A 15,616-nucleotide genomic window follows, 5' to 3' on the forward strand; every position below is an offset into this window, starting at 1 on the left:
AAGGAGATGAGCGCTTCAGGGGATGGAATGACATGTTCTCGGACGAGAGAAGGTTTTCACATAAAAAGCGGCTTCCCTGAAAAGGAAGCCGCTGATTTTTATTTTGCCTGAACTTTGATGTTATCATTTTCTACTGTGACGTGAAAACTTGCAATCTCGTTATTGTCAAGCAGCAGATCAGTCATTTCGTCCTCAACCCATTCCTGGATCGTTCTTCTGAGCGGGCGCGCACCGAATGAAGGATGGTAACCCAGCTCAGCGATTTTTTCTTTCGCTTCATCTGAAACACTCAAGCTGATGCCTCGTTCTGCCAATGTTTCTTCCAATTCTCCAAGAAGAAGGCTGACGATTTTGATCAGATGCTTTTTTTCAAGGGAACGGAATTCGATGATGCTGTCAAATCGGTTGAGAAACTCAGGTTTAAAGAACATGCTGAGTGAATCAATTAATGTTTGTTCTTCAATCACGCTGTCTTCTGATTGGAAACCGACTTTCGTTTGTTTTTCACCAGTGCCTGCATTGCTTGTCATAATAATGACGGTGTCTTTAAAGCTTACGGTTCTGCCTTGGCTGTCCGTTAAGCGGCCGTCCTCCATAATTTGCAGGAACATATGCTGAACATCTGGGTGCGCTTTTTCAATCTCATCAAGCAGCACGATGCTGTATGGATTGCGGCGCACTTTTTCCGTTAATTGTCCGGCTTCCTCATGACCGACGTATCCAGGCGGTGAACCAATAATTTTCGATACGGCATGTTTCTCCATGTATTCACTCATATCGAGACGGATAATGGCATCTTTCGTACCGAATAATTCATCCGCCAGGGTTTTAGAAAGCTCTGTTTTCCCTACGCCGGTTGGTCCGACAAAGAGGAAGGAGCCGACTGGTCTGTTTTTTGATTTTAAGCCGGCGCGGCTGCGTCTGACCGCTTTTGCCACTTTTTGAACAGCCGCTTCTTGTCCGATGACGCGTTCGTGAAGCTTTGCTTCAAGCTCTTTCATTTTTGTTTGCTCATCTGCCTGCAGTTTTCCCACAGGAATGCCTGTTTTTTGTTCTACGATATCCTGAATGTGCTCAGCTTCCACTGTGACGGCGGAATGTGAAGAAGAGCTGTTCAGTTTTTTCTCCAGTGCGATTTCTTCATCACGGAGTTTTGCTGCCAATTCGTAATTCTCTTCTTCCAGCGCTTTTGTTTTTTCTGCTTCAATTGCAGTCAGCCGTTCAGCTGCATCTTCATCATTCAAATCATCAATTAACAGGTTGGCTTTAGATCCAGCTTCGTCTAATAAATCAATCGCTTTGTCCGGCAGATGTCTGTCCTGAATGTAGCGTGATGATAAAGTGACACAGGCTTTCAGTGCTTCATCGCTGAATGTCACGCCATGGTATGCTTCGTATTTGTCTTTAATTCCTTGCAGAATGCTGATCGCTTGTTCAATTGTAGGCTCCTGCACCATGACAGGCTGAAAACGTCTTTCCAGCGCAGCATCTTTTTCAATTTGGCGGTATTCTTTCAGTGTTGTCGCTCCGATAACCTGCAGCTCGCCTCTGGCAAGAGCAGGTTTGAGAATGTTACCTGCATCCATTGAGCCTTCTGCAGAGCCTGCCCCAACGAGAAGGTGAATTTCATCAATGAAAAGAATGACATTTTTGCGCTCTTTCAGCTCAGTGATCAGCTGTTTCATTCTTTCTTCAAATTGACCTCTGATGCCAGTGTTTGCAACAAGGGATGCGACATCAAGCAAGTAAAGCTCTTTGTTTTTCAATTTATTTGGAACATCGCCTTCAGCGATTTTTAAAGCGAGCCCTTCTGCAATTGCTGTTTTCCCTACACCAGGCTCTCCAATCAGAACCGGATTGTTTTTGTTGCGGCGGTTAAGAATCTCGATCACACGCGCAACTTCTTCATCACGGCCGATGACGGGATCAATCAGACCGGCTTTTGCGCCGTTTGTAATATTTTGCGTCAGTTCATCAAGCAATCCTTTTTTCTCGCTTTGCTTAGCTGCGCTTTGTTCTTTCGGCTGGAATGCTTGTTCAAACGGAAAACCGAAAGATTGAGGACCCATGCTCATTGAAGGTTTACGGGTCAGTTCGTGATAGCAAGTTTCACATAAAACCATTTGTTTATGAACGGAATTTATTTGCATGTTAAGGCGAATCGTCGCCTCGTTTTGATGACAGTGTTGACAACGCATTTGCCAAAACCTCCTTATAAAATTTGATCATCTTTGACCAATCGGTTTAGAAAAAAAGGCCGACTTATTTGACCTTCTTTGACTATTAGTATACGCCAGATTCACTGGCTTTCAAAACCATTTGCTCAAAGCAGTCTTGTTTTTGACTAACTTTGACCAATGAAATAATATAAAAAGACGGCTGGTTTGACCTTCTTTGATGAATAGTATACTCTGACTTTTTTTGACTTTCAAGGCTTTTGCTCAAAAATATTTTTGAATTGTTACACAGTAAAACATGTTTTGTTCGTCTTTTCAAGGAACTTGTCTCATAGGCTATAAAAAGGCTAAAAGGACAATACTGCGGTTGGTTCGGAGGGGAGAAATGGAACAATCAAAAGGGTCTGCACATCAGCTCGCTTTTGTGTATGTAGGCACAGTCGTCGGAGCGGGATTTGCAACTGGCAGGGAAATTGTTGAGTTTTTTCTGAAGTTCGGCTGGTTCGGATTGCTTGGTATTATTATAAGCGGCGGGATGTTCACGTTTTTAGGCGCAAAGCTGATGATCATTTCAAAGCGAATCAATGCCAAGTCCTATCAGGAAATGAATATATACTTGTTCGGGGCGGCTGCCGGACGGATTATCAATGTCTTTATGCTGTTCGTTCTTCTCGGTGTCACATCTGTCATGCTGTCGGGGGCAGGAGCGCTTTTTGAGGAACAGCTTGGGATGTCCGCTCAGATTGGAATGCTGATCACAATTGGATTAAGTTTGATTGTGATGACAAGAGGAGTAAAAGGCATTTTCGGTGTGAATGTGTTTGTTGTACCGCTTTTGATTATCTTTTCTATGATTGTGGTGGCCGATTCATTTATTTTCAGTGAGACGCGGAATACAGCTCAGTGGGTGTGGCCGCATCGATGGGACTGGCTATTATCAGCAGTGTCGTACGGAGCCTTGAATTTATCGCTTGCCCAGGCTGTTTTGGTGCCGCTGGCGAATGAAATGTCTTCGGAACAGGTGATAAAAAAAGGCGCTTTCATCGGCGGTACAATGCTGACAATTGTGCTTTCCGCAAGTTTTTTGTCTTTGTCGATGCTCCCGGATGTATTTTTGTACGATATTCCGATGGCTCAAGTGGTTTACCTCTTCGCGCGATCTGTACATTTGATTTATTTGTTGATTATATTCGGCGAAGTGTTCACATCGGTGATCGGAAACCTTTATGGGCTGGAAAAACAAGTGAAGAGCTTTCTTCCTATAAAAAGTAAATATATTTTTGCGGCAATAATGATTACGGCTTATATCACGAGTCAAATCGGCTACGGCAAGCTCATTTCAACCATTTACCCACTGTTTGGCTATGTGAGCTTGGCTTTCATAGGCGCTTTGGTCTGTAAAAAGCTCCCCCGGCGCAGTTTGTAATCACAATATTGAAACATATATAATAATGAAGCAAATGTTTATGTTAGACCCTGCGCCAGCCCGAAACGGATCTTAATTAGGTATTTTCGCTGTGTAAAAGGATCAAGGCGGAAAAAATGAGACAGGCTTTTCGGCTATCTTTTTTATTGTCAATAAAAACAACATTATGGTAAGATAGCAGAAGTGAAAAATTGAAGAAAATCCGTTCGATATGCGGGAGAGGTTCTAGCTACACCCTCTATAAAAAACTAAGGACGTGCTGTATCCTTGGATACGGCCTTTTTTATGTTTTTCTAGAGCACCTTTCCAAAAAGGTGTTTTTTTATATTTAACAGTTGTAGCGATGTCTCTCGCCGAGATTTTTATAGCGGAGAAGGAGAGGAATCATGAAAAAGGAAAAAGCAATTGTCGTATTCAGCGGCGGCCAAGACAGTACCACATGTTTACTGTGGGCGTTAAAGGAATTTGAAGAAGTTGAAACTGTAACATTTCATTATAATCAGCGTCATTCGCAGGAAGTTGAAGTGGCGAAGGGGATTGCGGATAAGCTTGGTGTGAAAAATCATTTGCTTGATATGTCACTTTTGAACCAGCTTGCGCCTAATGCCCTGACGAGAAATGATATAGAAATTGAAGCAAAAGACGGCGAGCTGCCATCAACATTTGTTCCAGGCCGTAACTTAGTATTCTTATCTTTTGCGTCTATCCTGGCGTACCAAATTGGCGCCCGCCATATTATCACGGGCGTTTGCGAAACGGATTTCAGCGGCTATCCTGACTGCCGTGATGAATTCGTTAAATCTTGCAATGTGACGGTTAACCTGGCCATGGAGAAGCCATTTGTGATTCATACACCGCTCATGTGGCTGAATAAGGCGGAAACGTGGAAGCTTGCAGATGAGCTTGGCGCGCTTGATTTTGTGAAAAACAACACGCTTACATGCTATAACGGCATCATCGCAGATGGCTGCGGCGAATGCCCTGCATGTCATCTTCGCTCCAGAGGCTATGAAGAGTATATGGCGATGAAAGGAGAGCGGGCATAAATTGTTATCTCAAATATATCCACAGGTCCAGCATCCTTATTCATTTGAATTGAATAAGGACATGCAAATTTCTGCTGCTCATTTTATTCCGCGTGAAAGTGCGGGAGCGTGCAGCAGGGTTCACGGGCATACGTATACCGTAAATATTACCGTTGCCGGTGATGAGCTTGACAATTCCGGCTTTCTCGTGAATTTCAGTGTGCTCAAAAAGCTGGTTCACGGCTCATATGACCATACGCTTTTAAATGATCATGAAGAATTTTCTAAGGAAGACCGGTATTCACTGCCGACAACTGAAGTCGTGGCGAAAACGATCTATGACAAAGTGCAGGCTTATTTAAACACACTTGAGAATAAACCAAGCTGTGTGCAGGTGTTTGTCCGTGAAACACCGACCAGTTATTGTGTATACCGTCCGAAAAAGGGTGGTTTGAATGGCTAAAGGCATTCCTGTATTAGAAATTTTCGGCCCGACGATTCAAGGGGAAGGCATGGTGATCGGACAGAAGACAATGTTTGTCCGCACGGCCGGTTGTGATTACTCCTGCAGCTGGTGTGACTCCGCCTTCACTTGGGACGGATCTGCTAAAAAAGATATTCGCTGGATGACAGCCGAGGAGATTTTTTCAGAGCTTAAGGGGATTGGGGGAGACGCGTTTTCCCACGTAACAATCTCCGGCGGAAACCCGGCGCTGTTAAAACAGCTGGATGCTTTGATAGAACTGCTGAAGGAAAACAATATCCGTGCAGCTCTCGAGACACAGGGGACAGTCTATCAGGATTGGTTTACACTGATCGATGATCTGACGATTTCACCAAAACCGCCAAGCTCGAAAATGGTGACGAACTTTAATAAGCTGGATCACATTTTGACATCACTGAAAGAGAATAACAGACAGCATGCTGTCAGCTTGAAGGTTGTCATTTTTAATGATGAAGATCTCGAGTTTGCCAAAACTGTACACAAACGCTACCCGGGAATACCGTTTTATTTGCAAGTCGGTAACGATGATGTGCATACGGCAGACGACAAATCACTCATTGCACATTTGCTTGGAAAATATGAAGCGCTCGTTGATCAGGTAGCTGCCGATGCGGAGCTGAATCTTGTCAGAGTGCTTCCGCAGCTGCATACCCTGTTATGGGGCAACAAACGAGGAGTTTAATAGAAAGGAAGATAAATATGACGACAAGAAAAGAATCAGAATTAGAAGGTGTAACACTGCTTGGCAACCAAGGAACAAACTATTTATTCGAATATGCGCCGGACGTGCTCGAATCCTTCCCGAATAAACATGTAAACCGTGATTACTTTGTAAAATTCAACTGCCCTGAATTTACATCTTTATGTCCGAAAACAGGGCAGCCTGACTTTGCAACAATTTACATCAGCTATATTCCTGATGAAAAAATGGTGGAGAGCAAATCACTAAAACTGTACTTGTTCAGCTTCAGAAACCATGGAGACTTCCACGAAGACTGCATGAACATCATCATGAATGACTTGATTGAATTAATGGACCCGCGCTACATTGAAGTATGGGGCAAATTCACGCCAAGAGGCGGAATTTCCATTGATCCGTACACAAACTACGGAAAACCTGGCACGAAGTATGAGGAAATGGCCGAGTACCGTATGATGAATCATGACTTGTATCCGGAGACGATTGATAATCGCTAATGAGAACCCACACTAAGTCCAATAAAAGTGTGACCTAGTGTGACTTTTATGCAGTGAAAAGTTGATATTGCAGAGGTAATTTAAGACGTACAAATGTGTACGTCTTTTTCTTTTATGCAAAAATCAATATATTAACGTAAGTTTTTTTGGCAGAAAGTCTAGCGAAATCAAAGGAAAGTATTTTGTAGATCGCTTTCTTTTCTGTGGGGCATCCGCACAAGCTATTAAATGATGATTATAATTTTTATTTCTCATTATATATGGATGGCGTATCCGGCAATACCGAAAGTATTTTTCAGCTTCTGTTATATTTTTTCGTGTCGACGAGAGAAACGATTATTTTTCGTTCTCTTAGAATGTAATTTTTCAGGAAGCTATTACGTCATCTCATATCTGAACGTTTTGTATAGACTAGTACCGTCACAAGTTATATTACAAATACATACCAATAAGTAGAGCATAAAAAAGTGAAAGAGAGGACGAACATGTGTGAAAATTCTTTTTCTAGAGAGTCATCCTATGTGGCTCTATGGTTTACCAAATGGGTTTAGTGAAGCAGGCCATACCGTAATGATTTCGGGCCCTGTAAGTCGGGAAAATGTTACTGAAATGATAGAAGAATTCAAACCAGATCTAATCGTATCTATGGGTTGGACACCAGAGCATTCAAGAGAAAAGCAAGCCTGGATCCGCAATGCTACTAAAAAGGTGAAGATCCCCCTCGTTTATTGGGCAACTGAAGACCCGCTGCACACTCAAAACTTTACTATCCCGTTAATTAAAAAGATGAAACCGGATTTTGTTTTCACCGTTACACCTTCTCTGTGTAAAACTTATGAAAGGATGGGGATAAAAGCGGCTCATTTAGACTTTGCATATCACGAAAGTATACATCATCAGATTAAACCATTGGACAAATATAGCTGTGATATAGCGGTGGTGGCTAATGCTTACCCTAATTTTCTTGAAGAACATCCGGAAGTGTTCCGCTCGTCCTCTTTAAAAACGCTTATTCGTCCTCTCATACAAAATGGTATTCGCATTGATTTTTGGGGGAAAAATTGGGAGAAAATGAGCAAACATATAGGAAGAGAAATTCCCCGGAATTGGATTCATGGATACCTTGATTATACTGAAGCATATAAAGTTTACAGTTCAGCAAAAATCATTCTCGGTTTGCAAAACTGTGAAAGCCAGCTTACGCAGCGCACCTATGAGATTCTTGGTTCCGGAGGGGTTTTATTGACATCGGATACCCCAGCAGTTCGAGGTAAATTCAAACCTGGCCGCGATCTCATCGTTTCATCTTCCCCAAAAGAAACATTTGAAAAGGTTAAATACTATTTGAATCATGATAGCGAGAGAAAGAAGATTCGGATAAACGGTAAAAAGGCTGTAAAGAATGATTCCTATCGGCATAGAGCTGAGAGAATGCTTGAGGTGCTAAAAAGCAGAGGAATCTTAAGAAACCTAGAGGAAACCATTCATTATGTTGATGTTCTCAAAGAAAATTACGTGATCCATCATGTTGCTCCCGGTGAAACATTAACGAAAATCGCCATAAAGTATAATATTCCCCTTAAACAAATCATGGAGCTAAATCATTTCAAATCAGATCAGATATATGCGGGACAAATCATTAAGATTAGAAAGAAACGGTCTAGAGATGTTAAAAATAAATTTTTCTAAAGGAGAGTAATATAAATGAAGGGAAAAAACCAAAACAGAAGTGAAAAGAACGCCTCGTTATATGGAATTTCCCGTGACATATGAAGTATATTGTGTGGAATCCGGGGATACATTATGGACGATTTCAAAATCCTTTAATATTCCGGTACAACAACTTATGAATCTTAATAAGCTTTCTTCAGATAGAATTTATCCCGGACAAATGATAAAGATAAGAGAAAGGTAATTTATGAGGTTTCGGAAACGAAACAAATTGGAATGATCAATCTTCATATTTTATTTGTTAAAACTTGATATCTTTGAGAATGAAGGGGTTATGAGATGTTTCAAATGAGCTATTTCTATTCTGGATTAGGTTATGATATTATTCATCATGTTGATCAAACGAACGGAGTATTAAAAGTCGTGTCACCTGACTTTTTCTATATCAGAAAAAATGGATCACTACTTCTCCGTTCAGCTAATCCTGATGTGATTAAAGCTCTTCATAGAAGAAAATTAAAAGTAGTTCCTTTTTTAAGCAATCATTGGAATCAGGATTTGGGTCGAGTTGCGTTAAAGAAACGAGTGGTTTTGGCTAAACAAATTTCTAATGCAATAGAAGAACTGGATCTAGACGGGGTCAATATCGATATAGAAAACCTTACAGAGAAAGATCGGCAGGCATTTACGGATTTCGTTAGATTAGTAAGAAAAGGTATTCCTAGGCACAAAGAGGTATCAGTTGCAGTGGCAGCAAATCCTTTTGGCTGGACGAAGGGCTGGCACGGATTATATGATTATGAGAATTTAGCTAAACATGCGGACTATCTAATGGTTATGGCCTATGATGAAAGCCGCCTTGCTGGGCCTACTGCAAGTGTAGGATGGGTGGAAAAGTCCATTCAATATGCTCTAGCCCAAAAAATCTCTCCCAAAAAACTGGTTTTAGGATTGCCTTTCTATGGCCGTTGCTGGATGCAAGACCAATCTAACTCACAAGCCATTTCACTTTACCTTGTTAACTCATTAGTAAAAAGGCATAACGGTACAATTATTTTTGACATAAAGAGTCAGTCTCCAAAAGCTGTTTTTACGATCAAACACGATAAGAAGGATCTATTACCTCCAGGAACATATACATTATGGTTCGAAAATGAACAGTCACTCAGAGCAAAAATAAAACTCGTTCAAAAATATAACCTAAAAGGTCTTGGCAGCTGGAGTCTTGGACAAGAAGATTCGTCAGTCTGGAATAGAGTGTTTAAAAATATATAAGCGGAGGCGGTTAATAATCGTTAATATAGTTTCTCCTGCGGAATGCAGGGGATTTTATACATAAAAAAGACGAGTGAATCCGGGGGGAATGCCACTCGTCACCTTCTAATGAAAAGACGGGATGCTGGATGGCAGCTCGTCTGTTTTATTATAAAATATCGAACGTATGTTTGTAAAGGCGTCTTTTTTAAAGAAATGGTTAAAATAATGCTCAGAACAGATTCATTGTAAACGTTAACGGCTTTATGTTAAGATGCATGAACTGATAAGGAGTGATACCGAGTGAAAACATTGCGTTTAAACGATGTCACGTTAGAAATGTCAACATATCAAGAAGAGAGCGAGCCGAAGCGGAAAATTGCCTTTACCTTACATGTTACCAGTGAGACTTATCATGATATCGCTGTGCTGTTATATGAAAAGACATTTAACGTCGCAGTTCCGGAACAAAATCTTGCCTTCCGCGGTGAAATCACAAATTATTCAACGTCATTGACCAACCTGTACGAAGCGGGAGCCGTGAGTGAATTTTATATCGAAATAACGGAAACAGACACGAACGCCGATTCATAATCGGTGTTTTTTATGTAAAAAAGCTGCCGGCCGGCAGCTTTTGAGAAAGCTAATTTGATATGTAAGGTGTTTAATTGTTCGTCTTGCAGTTTTTGCGAATGCGTGTGGATGAAGGAGGATTTAATAGGAGTCTCTGATGATCTTGTAATTTTTATGATTAACAACAGTCAGTGAATCTAGCTCAAGATCCCGATAGTTATCCATAATGGTAACATCTACGATAACAGAATTCTCATTAACTTTTTCAACAACACCGGTTAATCCGTTTTTAAATTCAATGACGTTTCCGACCTTAGCGATTTTCACAAGCTTCCTCTCCTTTAAACATAATAATTCCTTTTGAAAGTATTAAACAGTATTTTTATTGAGAAGTAAAGCGATAAGGAGTTTTATCGTCCTAAGGAATTGTCCTGGCGCAGGAAAAATGATATATTGATTTTCGTTCAAAGATTGATAAGGGGGAGTTTTGATTGCGTCCCGAAGACATAACAGAACAGATTGAACAGCTTCGTACTGGTGAAATAAAAGAATTGAGAGTCCAAAAAGAACACTTTCTTGATTTCAGGGCCGTTTTATCGAAACAGGACGATTTTAAGCATTTCCGAGGCATTGCCCAGCAAGGCGGAGATGTGGTGTTTCAATATTTAGAACAGCCAAGAAGCTAAAAGGTTTCTCATAAGTGAGAAGCCTTTTTATCATATATGACAGAACGCCAGGCTTTTATTACAAATGATGTAACAGACGTAAATAAAATGTAAAATTACAAAAATGGATAAATATGCCTTGGAATGACAAGATTTATAGAAAATCACGCTGTTTTTTTGCCATTAATCAGTGCGTCACCCGGTATATTCCATCCTGATACCTGTTTGGGAGAGTTGGAAAATCTTTTTCCGTGAAATTGATTTGATCTCTTGTTAAGGTTATGAAGTGTTTTTTGAGCACTTTAAGGAGGAAACTGTATGACGACAAAATTTACTGCGCTAGCTGTTTTTCTTCTTTGTTTCATGCCTGCTTCGAAAATTGAACATACACAAGCTTCACTACTGAACGCAAAGAAGACAAAACATGAAGAAGCTAAGCTGCTTACCCATATAAATCACGACACAGACACATCTTTCTCTTCACTGTCTGCTGATGAGGACAAGAAAAAAATAAAGCCGATCAAGCTATCAGCGAACACTGAAAAGAAAGAAAAAGAACAATCAGAGAAAACGAATGAGAAGAAAGAAACTTATTCTGAGTCTGAAAAAGAATTGCTTTCCCGACTCGTTCACGCAGAGGCGAAGGGCGAATCCTATGAAGGCAAGGTCGCTGTTGCAAGCGTTGTGCTGAACAGGACGGATAAGAAGGGCTTTCCCGATACAATCAGAGGGGTTATTTATCAGAAAAATGCCTTTGAACCTGTCGCAAACGGAAGCATTAATCAAGAGCCAGACAAAGAATCAATTGAGGCTGTTGAAGAAGCGATGTCATCTAAGGACAGAGAAACAGAAGCCCTTTTCTTTTATAACCCGAAAACGGCGTCAGATGACTGGATTCGCTCAAGGAAAATCATTGAAAAAATCGGCAGGCATGTCTTTGCCATATAAGCATAGAAGAGACCATTGGTCTCAGCTGTGCTTTTTTTTATAGAAAGAGTAAAAATAAAATAATTTTTGAACTTGTCTCATATGATGTTGGTAGTACAAGAGACAAGGAGAGACATCATGAATCGATTTGTAAAAGGGATTATTCTTTTATCCATTGCCGCCTTTTTCGCTGAATGCCTTGAATTTGTCGTGAATATGATTTTGGCGCGCGAGCTTGGCGAGCACGGGATGGGGCTTTACATGAGTATTTTGCCTACCATCTTTTTAATTATTGTCATCGCAAGCTTGGAGCTGCCAATATCAATTTCTAAATTTATCGCTGAATCAAATCCAAAGCTCCATGAAAGCATGCTGAGGCACGCCTTCAGAATGACAGCTGTTTTCACGGCCTTTTCCACCGCCGCCGCCAGTATTGCGCTTCCTTTTATTCCGGTGTTTGATACATATCACCCGTTTATCAAAGGAATTGTCATCGGCTTGATTCCTATTGTCGCCTTTACGTCAATTGCCAGAGGCTACTTTATGGGTGTGCAAAAAATGGGGAAGATCGCAATCGCTAATGTCCTGAAAAAAATCATTCAGCTGTTGTGCTTGTTCATCTTCTTTCAATGGTACTCGTTTGAGCTGGACATGGCTGTGCTGATTTCGCTGTTTGTCCTTGTCGTGAGCGATGTGATCGTGCTTGTTTACTTGTATTCACAGTTTATCCTGGCAAGACGTGCGGTATCGGTTCAGCAGCATATCCATTTACGCGGGAAAGATGTTAGAAAAAGACTGCTTGCCGTATCGATTCCGACAACCGGACTGCGCATTTTCCACGCTGTAGTCAACGCCATTGAGCCTTTTTTAGTAAAAGGAGCGCTTTTGGCAGCGGGCGTTGCCGGGACAACTGCCATCGATCAATACGGCATGCTGGCCGGAGTGGCTGTGACAATAGGGTCGTTTCCTGCTTTTATCGCCCATTCGTTAATGGTCGTCATGATTCCCAGTATTTCTGAAGCTTATTCTCTCTCACAATATGACATCGTATTAAAAAGGCTGAAGCAGTCGATCTTTATCACGTTGGGATATGGTATACCGGCTGTCTGGATCATGTTCCAGTTTGCGGAGCCCCTGACCCATCTGTTTTTTCACTCTCCTGAAGCACAGTATTATTTGCAGCTTTTGTGGCCGTACTTTCTCTTTCATTTATTTGTGATGCCCCTTCAGGCATGTTTAATCGGGATGGGCTTTGTCAAAGAAGCTTTTTATCACAACGTGTGGAGCCATCTCGTTGCGCTGAGTATGATGTATGTGCTGGGTTCAATGGAAAACCTGCAAATGCTCGGGATTATCCTTGGGATGAATACAGGCATGATTTTGCTGACGAGCCTACATTATACAACGATTTGCAAAGCGCTGCGTGTATCTGTTTTTCTGACGGGAGGAAACCGAACGCCGCGGATTGAAGGATGATAAATCTCTAGCGGGGCAAGCTATTTGAAAAGCATGAAAGGAAGATTCCATGTTGACAAAACGCTTGCCCCTCGCTATTTGCCTGATCTTATTTGCTATGATTTCATGGCTGCCTCTTTCGGCACAGGCTGCCACTAAACAGCCTGCTGTTCCTGCGGTTTTCCTCATGAAAACGATAGAAGGAGAGGATATCTCCATCCCAAATAAAGGACAGAAAACGATCCTGCATTTTTGGACTTCATGGTGTCCGCCCTGCAAAAAGGAACTTCCTCAGTTCCAATCATTTTACGAGGCTCATCGATCTGACAGTGTGAAGCTGGTAACGGTCAATTTAGTGAATTCAGAACAAAATCAGCAAGTCGTTGAAGACTTTATCAAAGCAAACCATCTGACCTTTCCGATTGTTCTCGACACAAAAGGGGATTTAATGAAGGAATATCATATTATAACGATTCCCACCTCGTTTTTGCTGAATGAACAGGGTGAAATTGAAGAAACAAAAGTGGGGCCGATGACGGCTGAACAATTGAAAGAATGGACGAAAGAATAAGCTGAGAGCGTAGCCTTTCAGCTTTTTTGTCATATAATGAAAGGTGAACAGACATTAATGATAATTATTATCAAAAAGAAATTAAAATAATTATAATTGAAATTCTTTTTCTGCATGCTATAATTAAGAAAGACATCATGAAATAATCAACGATGAAGCTGCCTTCTGGGCGGCGATTTTGTTTTTTATAAGAGAAATGAAGATGATTTGCGTTCTCAATTAGGGAGGAGAATTCGATATGAATGAACAAGTGATGCTTCAACAAGATCAGCATCAGCCATTAAAGACAGAACAGCCAGAAAAAAGCTGGTCCCAGCATGCGGAGCTTATCGCAGCCCTTGTGTCAGGTGCTCTTATTTTAGCAGGCTGGCTCCTTTCCTCACATCAGTTGTTATCGGTAACGCTATATTTGCTGGCCTTTGTCATCGGCGGATTTGCTAAAGCGAAAGAAGGAATCGAAGAAACGCTCGAATCCAAAACGCTGAATGTTGAGCTTTTAATGATTTTCGCTGCCGTGGGTTCCGCATTGATTGGGTACTGGGCAGAGGGTGCCGTTTTAATCTTTATTTTTTCCTTAAGCGGAGCTTTAGAAACATACACGATGAATAAAAGCAGCAGGGATTTAACTTCTTTAATGAAGCTTGAGCCTGAAGAAGCAACGCTGATTGTAAACGGTGAAACCAAAAGAGTATCGGTTGCAGATATAAAGGCTGGTGATACGATTGTAATCAAACCTGGAGAACGGGTGGCAGCTGACGGAATCATTGAATCTGGTTCTACAAGTCTTGACGAGTCAGCGTTAACGGGCGAATCGATGCCCGTAGAAAAAAACACCGGCGACGCTGTGTATACGGGAACTGTTAATCGAAACGGCTCCTTGACCGTCCGTGTCACAAAAGCAAGCGAAGATTCTTTATTCCGAAAGATTATCAAATTGGTGGAATCTGCGCAAAACAGTGTGTCACCTGCGCAAGCTTTTATCGAACGATTTGAAAATGCATATGTAAAAGGCGTTCTGATCGTGGTGGGGCTGCTGTTGTTTGTGCCGCACTTTGCACTTGGCTGGAGCTGGAGTGAAACCTTTTATCGCGCGATGGTATTTATGGTGGTGGCGTCACCTTGCGCACTTGTCGCGTCCATCATGCCGGCAGCGCTGTCCTTGATTTCAAATGGCGCCCGCAACGGCATGCTAGTGAAAGGAAGTGTATTTCTTGAACAGCTGGGATCTGTGCAAATGATCGCTTTTGACAAAACGGGGACTGTAACAAAAGGCCAGCCCGCGGTTGAGACGGTCAGACTGGCGGAAGGGTATGAAGAAACGGAAGTGCTTGAAGCTGTCTATGCGATTGAGAAGCAGTCCAGCCATCCGCTCGCGCAAGCCATTGCCGGCTACGCTGAAAGCCGCGGCATCAACAAGTCCGGCTACATATCAATCGAAGAAACGTCAGGCTTTGGTGTAATGGCTGAAGTGGCGGGTGCCAAATGGAAAGTCGGAAAGGCAGGATTTATTGGGGAAGAATTGTCAGCACAATTTTTGAAACAATCTGCATCAGATATCATTCAAAACGGCCAAACCATAGTGTTTGTGAAAAAGGACGATCAAATTGCCGGCTGTATCGCTTTGAAAGATCAAATCAGACCTGAAGCAAAAGAAGTCATGGATGAACTGAGCCGTCTGGGGATTAAAACGGCCATGCTGACGGGAGATCACGAGGACACGGCTCAAGCGATAGCGAAGGAAGCGGGAATGACAACAGTTGCAGCAGAATGTCTGCCTGACCAAAAAGTAAATGAAGTGAAACGATTAAAAGAAGAATTCGGGACGATTGCAATGGTCGGAGACGGAATCAACGATGCGCCGGCACTAAAAGCGGCGGATGTCGGCATTGCAATGGGCGGCGGAACAGACGTGGCCCTTGAAACTGCTGATATGGTGCTCATGCAAAACGATTTGAAAAAACTCGTAAAAATGTGCCGTTTATCACGGAAAATGAACAGGATTGTAAAGCAGAATATCGTATTTTCTCTCGCGGTCATTTGCCTGCTTATTTGCGCAAACTTTTTACAGGTGATGGAATTGCCGTTTGGCGTTATAGGCCATGAAGGAAGTACGATCTTGGTGATTCTAAACGGTTTAAGGCTTTTAAAATAAAAAACAGCGGTCCAAATG

General features: G+C 41.8%; 16 protein-coding genes and 1 riboswitch. Of the genes, 14 read left to right on the forward strand and 2 right to left on the reverse strand.

Going from position 1 to position 15,616, the window contains the following annotated elements; genetic code table 11:
• Positions 1-98: 98 nt before the first annotated feature.
• The gene (clpE, locus tag NSS75_RS07710) at positions 99-2,198 is read right to left on the reverse strand and encodes an ATP-dependent protease ATP-binding subunit ClpE (protein WP_339236844.1); all 2,100 of its coding nucleotides are present in this window, start codon (positions 2,196-2,198) and stop codon (positions 99-101) included.
• Positions 2,199-2,562: 364 nt separating this feature from the next.
• On the opposite strand from clpE, the gene NSS75_RS07715 reads away from it, so the two are divergent.
• The 9 genes from NSS75_RS07715 to NSS75_RS07755 all read left to right on the forward strand — a co-directional run bounded on the left by NSS75_RS07715 (position 2,563) and on the right by NSS75_RS07755 (position 9,849).
• On the forward strand, positions 2,563-3,603 hold the full coding sequence (locus NSS75_RS07715; RefSeq protein ID WP_101865223.1) for a hypothetical protein: 1,041 nt from the start codon (positions 2,563-2,565) through the stop codon (positions 3,601-3,603).
• Positions 3,604-3,816: 213 nt separating this feature from the next.
• Positions 3,817-3,861: riboswitch (PreQ1 riboswitch) on the forward strand.
• Between the two features lie 128 nt (positions 3,862-3,989).
• Complete coding sequence (gene queC, locus NSS75_RS07720; protein ID WP_024121180.1) at positions 3,990-4,649, forward strand: 7-cyano-7-deazaguanine synthase QueC; 660 nt, start codon at positions 3,990-3,992, stop codon at positions 4,647-4,649.
• 1 nt (position 4,650) lies between these two features.
• The gene (gene queD, locus NSS75_RS07725) at positions 4,651-5,091 is read left to right on the forward strand and encodes a 6-carboxytetrahydropterin synthase QueD (protein ID WP_101860649.1); all 441 of its coding nucleotides are present in this window, start codon (positions 4,651-4,653) and stop codon (positions 5,089-5,091) included.
• On the forward strand, positions 5,084-5,815 hold the full coding sequence (gene queE / locus NSS75_RS07730; RefSeq protein WP_185848010.1) for a 7-carboxy-7-deazaguanine synthase QueE: 732 nt from the start codon (positions 5,084-5,086) through the stop codon (positions 5,813-5,815). Before queD ends, queE begins: the two co-directional genes overlap by 8 nt.
• 17 nt (positions 5,816-5,832) lie before the next feature.
• Entirely contained in the window at positions 5,833-6,330 is a 498-nt protein-coding gene (gene queF, locus NSS75_RS07735) for a preQ(1) synthase (RefSeq protein WP_024121183.1), read from the forward strand.
• Positions 6,331-6,819: 489 nt separating this feature from the next.
• Positions 6,820-8,019 carry a glycosyltransferase gene (locus NSS75_RS07740; protein ID WP_101860651.1) on the forward strand — a complete coding sequence of 400 codons (1,200 nt, stop codon included), beginning with the start codon at positions 6,820-6,822 and terminating at the stop codon, positions 8,017-8,019.
• A 40-nt stretch (positions 8,020-8,059) separates the two neighbouring features.
• Positions 8,060-8,245 (forward strand): LysM peptidoglycan-binding domain-containing protein, encoded by a 186-nt coding sequence (locus tag NSS75_RS07745; RefSeq protein WP_101860652.1) that lies wholly within the window; start codon positions 8,060-8,062, stop codon positions 8,243-8,245.
• Positions 8,246-8,340: 95 nt separating this feature from the next.
• A complete protein-coding gene (locus NSS75_RS07750) occupies positions 8,341-9,276 on the forward strand; it encodes a glycosyl hydrolase family 18 protein (protein ID WP_024121185.1) in 936 nt (311 codons plus the stop codon).
• A gap of 282 nt (positions 9,277-9,558) precedes the next feature.
• On the forward strand, positions 9,559-9,849 hold the full coding sequence (locus NSS75_RS07755) for a DUF3219 family protein (RefSeq protein WP_024121186.1): 291 nt from the start codon (positions 9,559-9,561) through the stop codon (positions 9,847-9,849).
• Positions 9,850-9,969: 120 nt separating this feature from the next.
• Here the strand turns inward: NSS75_RS07755 and NSS75_RS07760 are convergent, their stop codons facing one another.
• Positions 9,970-10,155, reverse strand: coding sequence for a YkvS family protein (locus tag NSS75_RS07760; protein ID WP_003232446.1), 186 nt, complete (start codon positions 10,153-10,155; stop codon positions 9,970-9,972).
• Between the two features lie 164 nt (positions 10,156-10,319).
• Between NSS75_RS07760 and NSS75_RS07765 the strand changes: the two genes are divergently transcribed.
• The 5 genes from NSS75_RS07765 to NSS75_RS07785 all read left to right on the forward strand — a co-directional run bounded on the left by NSS75_RS07765 (position 10,320) and on the right by NSS75_RS07785 (position 15,598).
• Entirely contained in the window at positions 10,320-10,514 is a 195-nt protein-coding gene (locus tag NSS75_RS07765; protein ID WP_010334023.1) for a hypothetical protein, read from the forward strand.
• 297 nt (positions 10,515-10,811) lie between these two features.
• Positions 10,812-11,441, forward strand: coding sequence for a cell wall hydrolase (locus tag NSS75_RS07770; protein WP_339236850.1), 630 nt, complete (start codon positions 10,812-10,814; stop codon positions 11,439-11,441).
• A 117-nt stretch (positions 11,442-11,558) separates the two neighbouring features.
• Entirely contained in the window at positions 11,559-12,896 is a 1,338-nt protein-coding gene (gene ykvU / locus NSS75_RS07775; protein WP_024121188.1) for a sporulation protein YkvU, read from the forward strand.
• Positions 12,897-12,945: 49 nt separating this feature from the next.
• Positions 12,946-13,446, forward strand: a complete 501-nt coding sequence (stoA, locus tag NSS75_RS07780; RefSeq protein WP_049809925.1) for an endospore biogenesis thiol-disulfide oxidoreductase StoA — start codon at positions 12,946-12,948, stop codon at positions 13,444-13,446.
• Positions 13,447-13,684: 238 nt separating this feature from the next.
• Positions 13,685-15,598 carry a heavy metal translocating P-type ATPase gene (locus NSS75_RS07785; RefSeq protein ID WP_101860655.1) on the forward strand — a complete coding sequence of 638 codons (1,914 nt, stop codon included), beginning with the start codon at positions 13,685-13,687 and terminating at the stop codon, positions 15,596-15,598.
• Positions 15,599-15,616 lie beyond the last annotated feature (18 nt).

Origin of the sequence: Bacillus sp. FSL K6-1012 (assembly GCF_037964915.1) — a bacterium.
GTDB classification, from domain to species: domain Bacteria; phylum Bacillota; class Bacilli; order Bacillales; family Bacillaceae; genus Bacillus; species Bacillus halotolerans.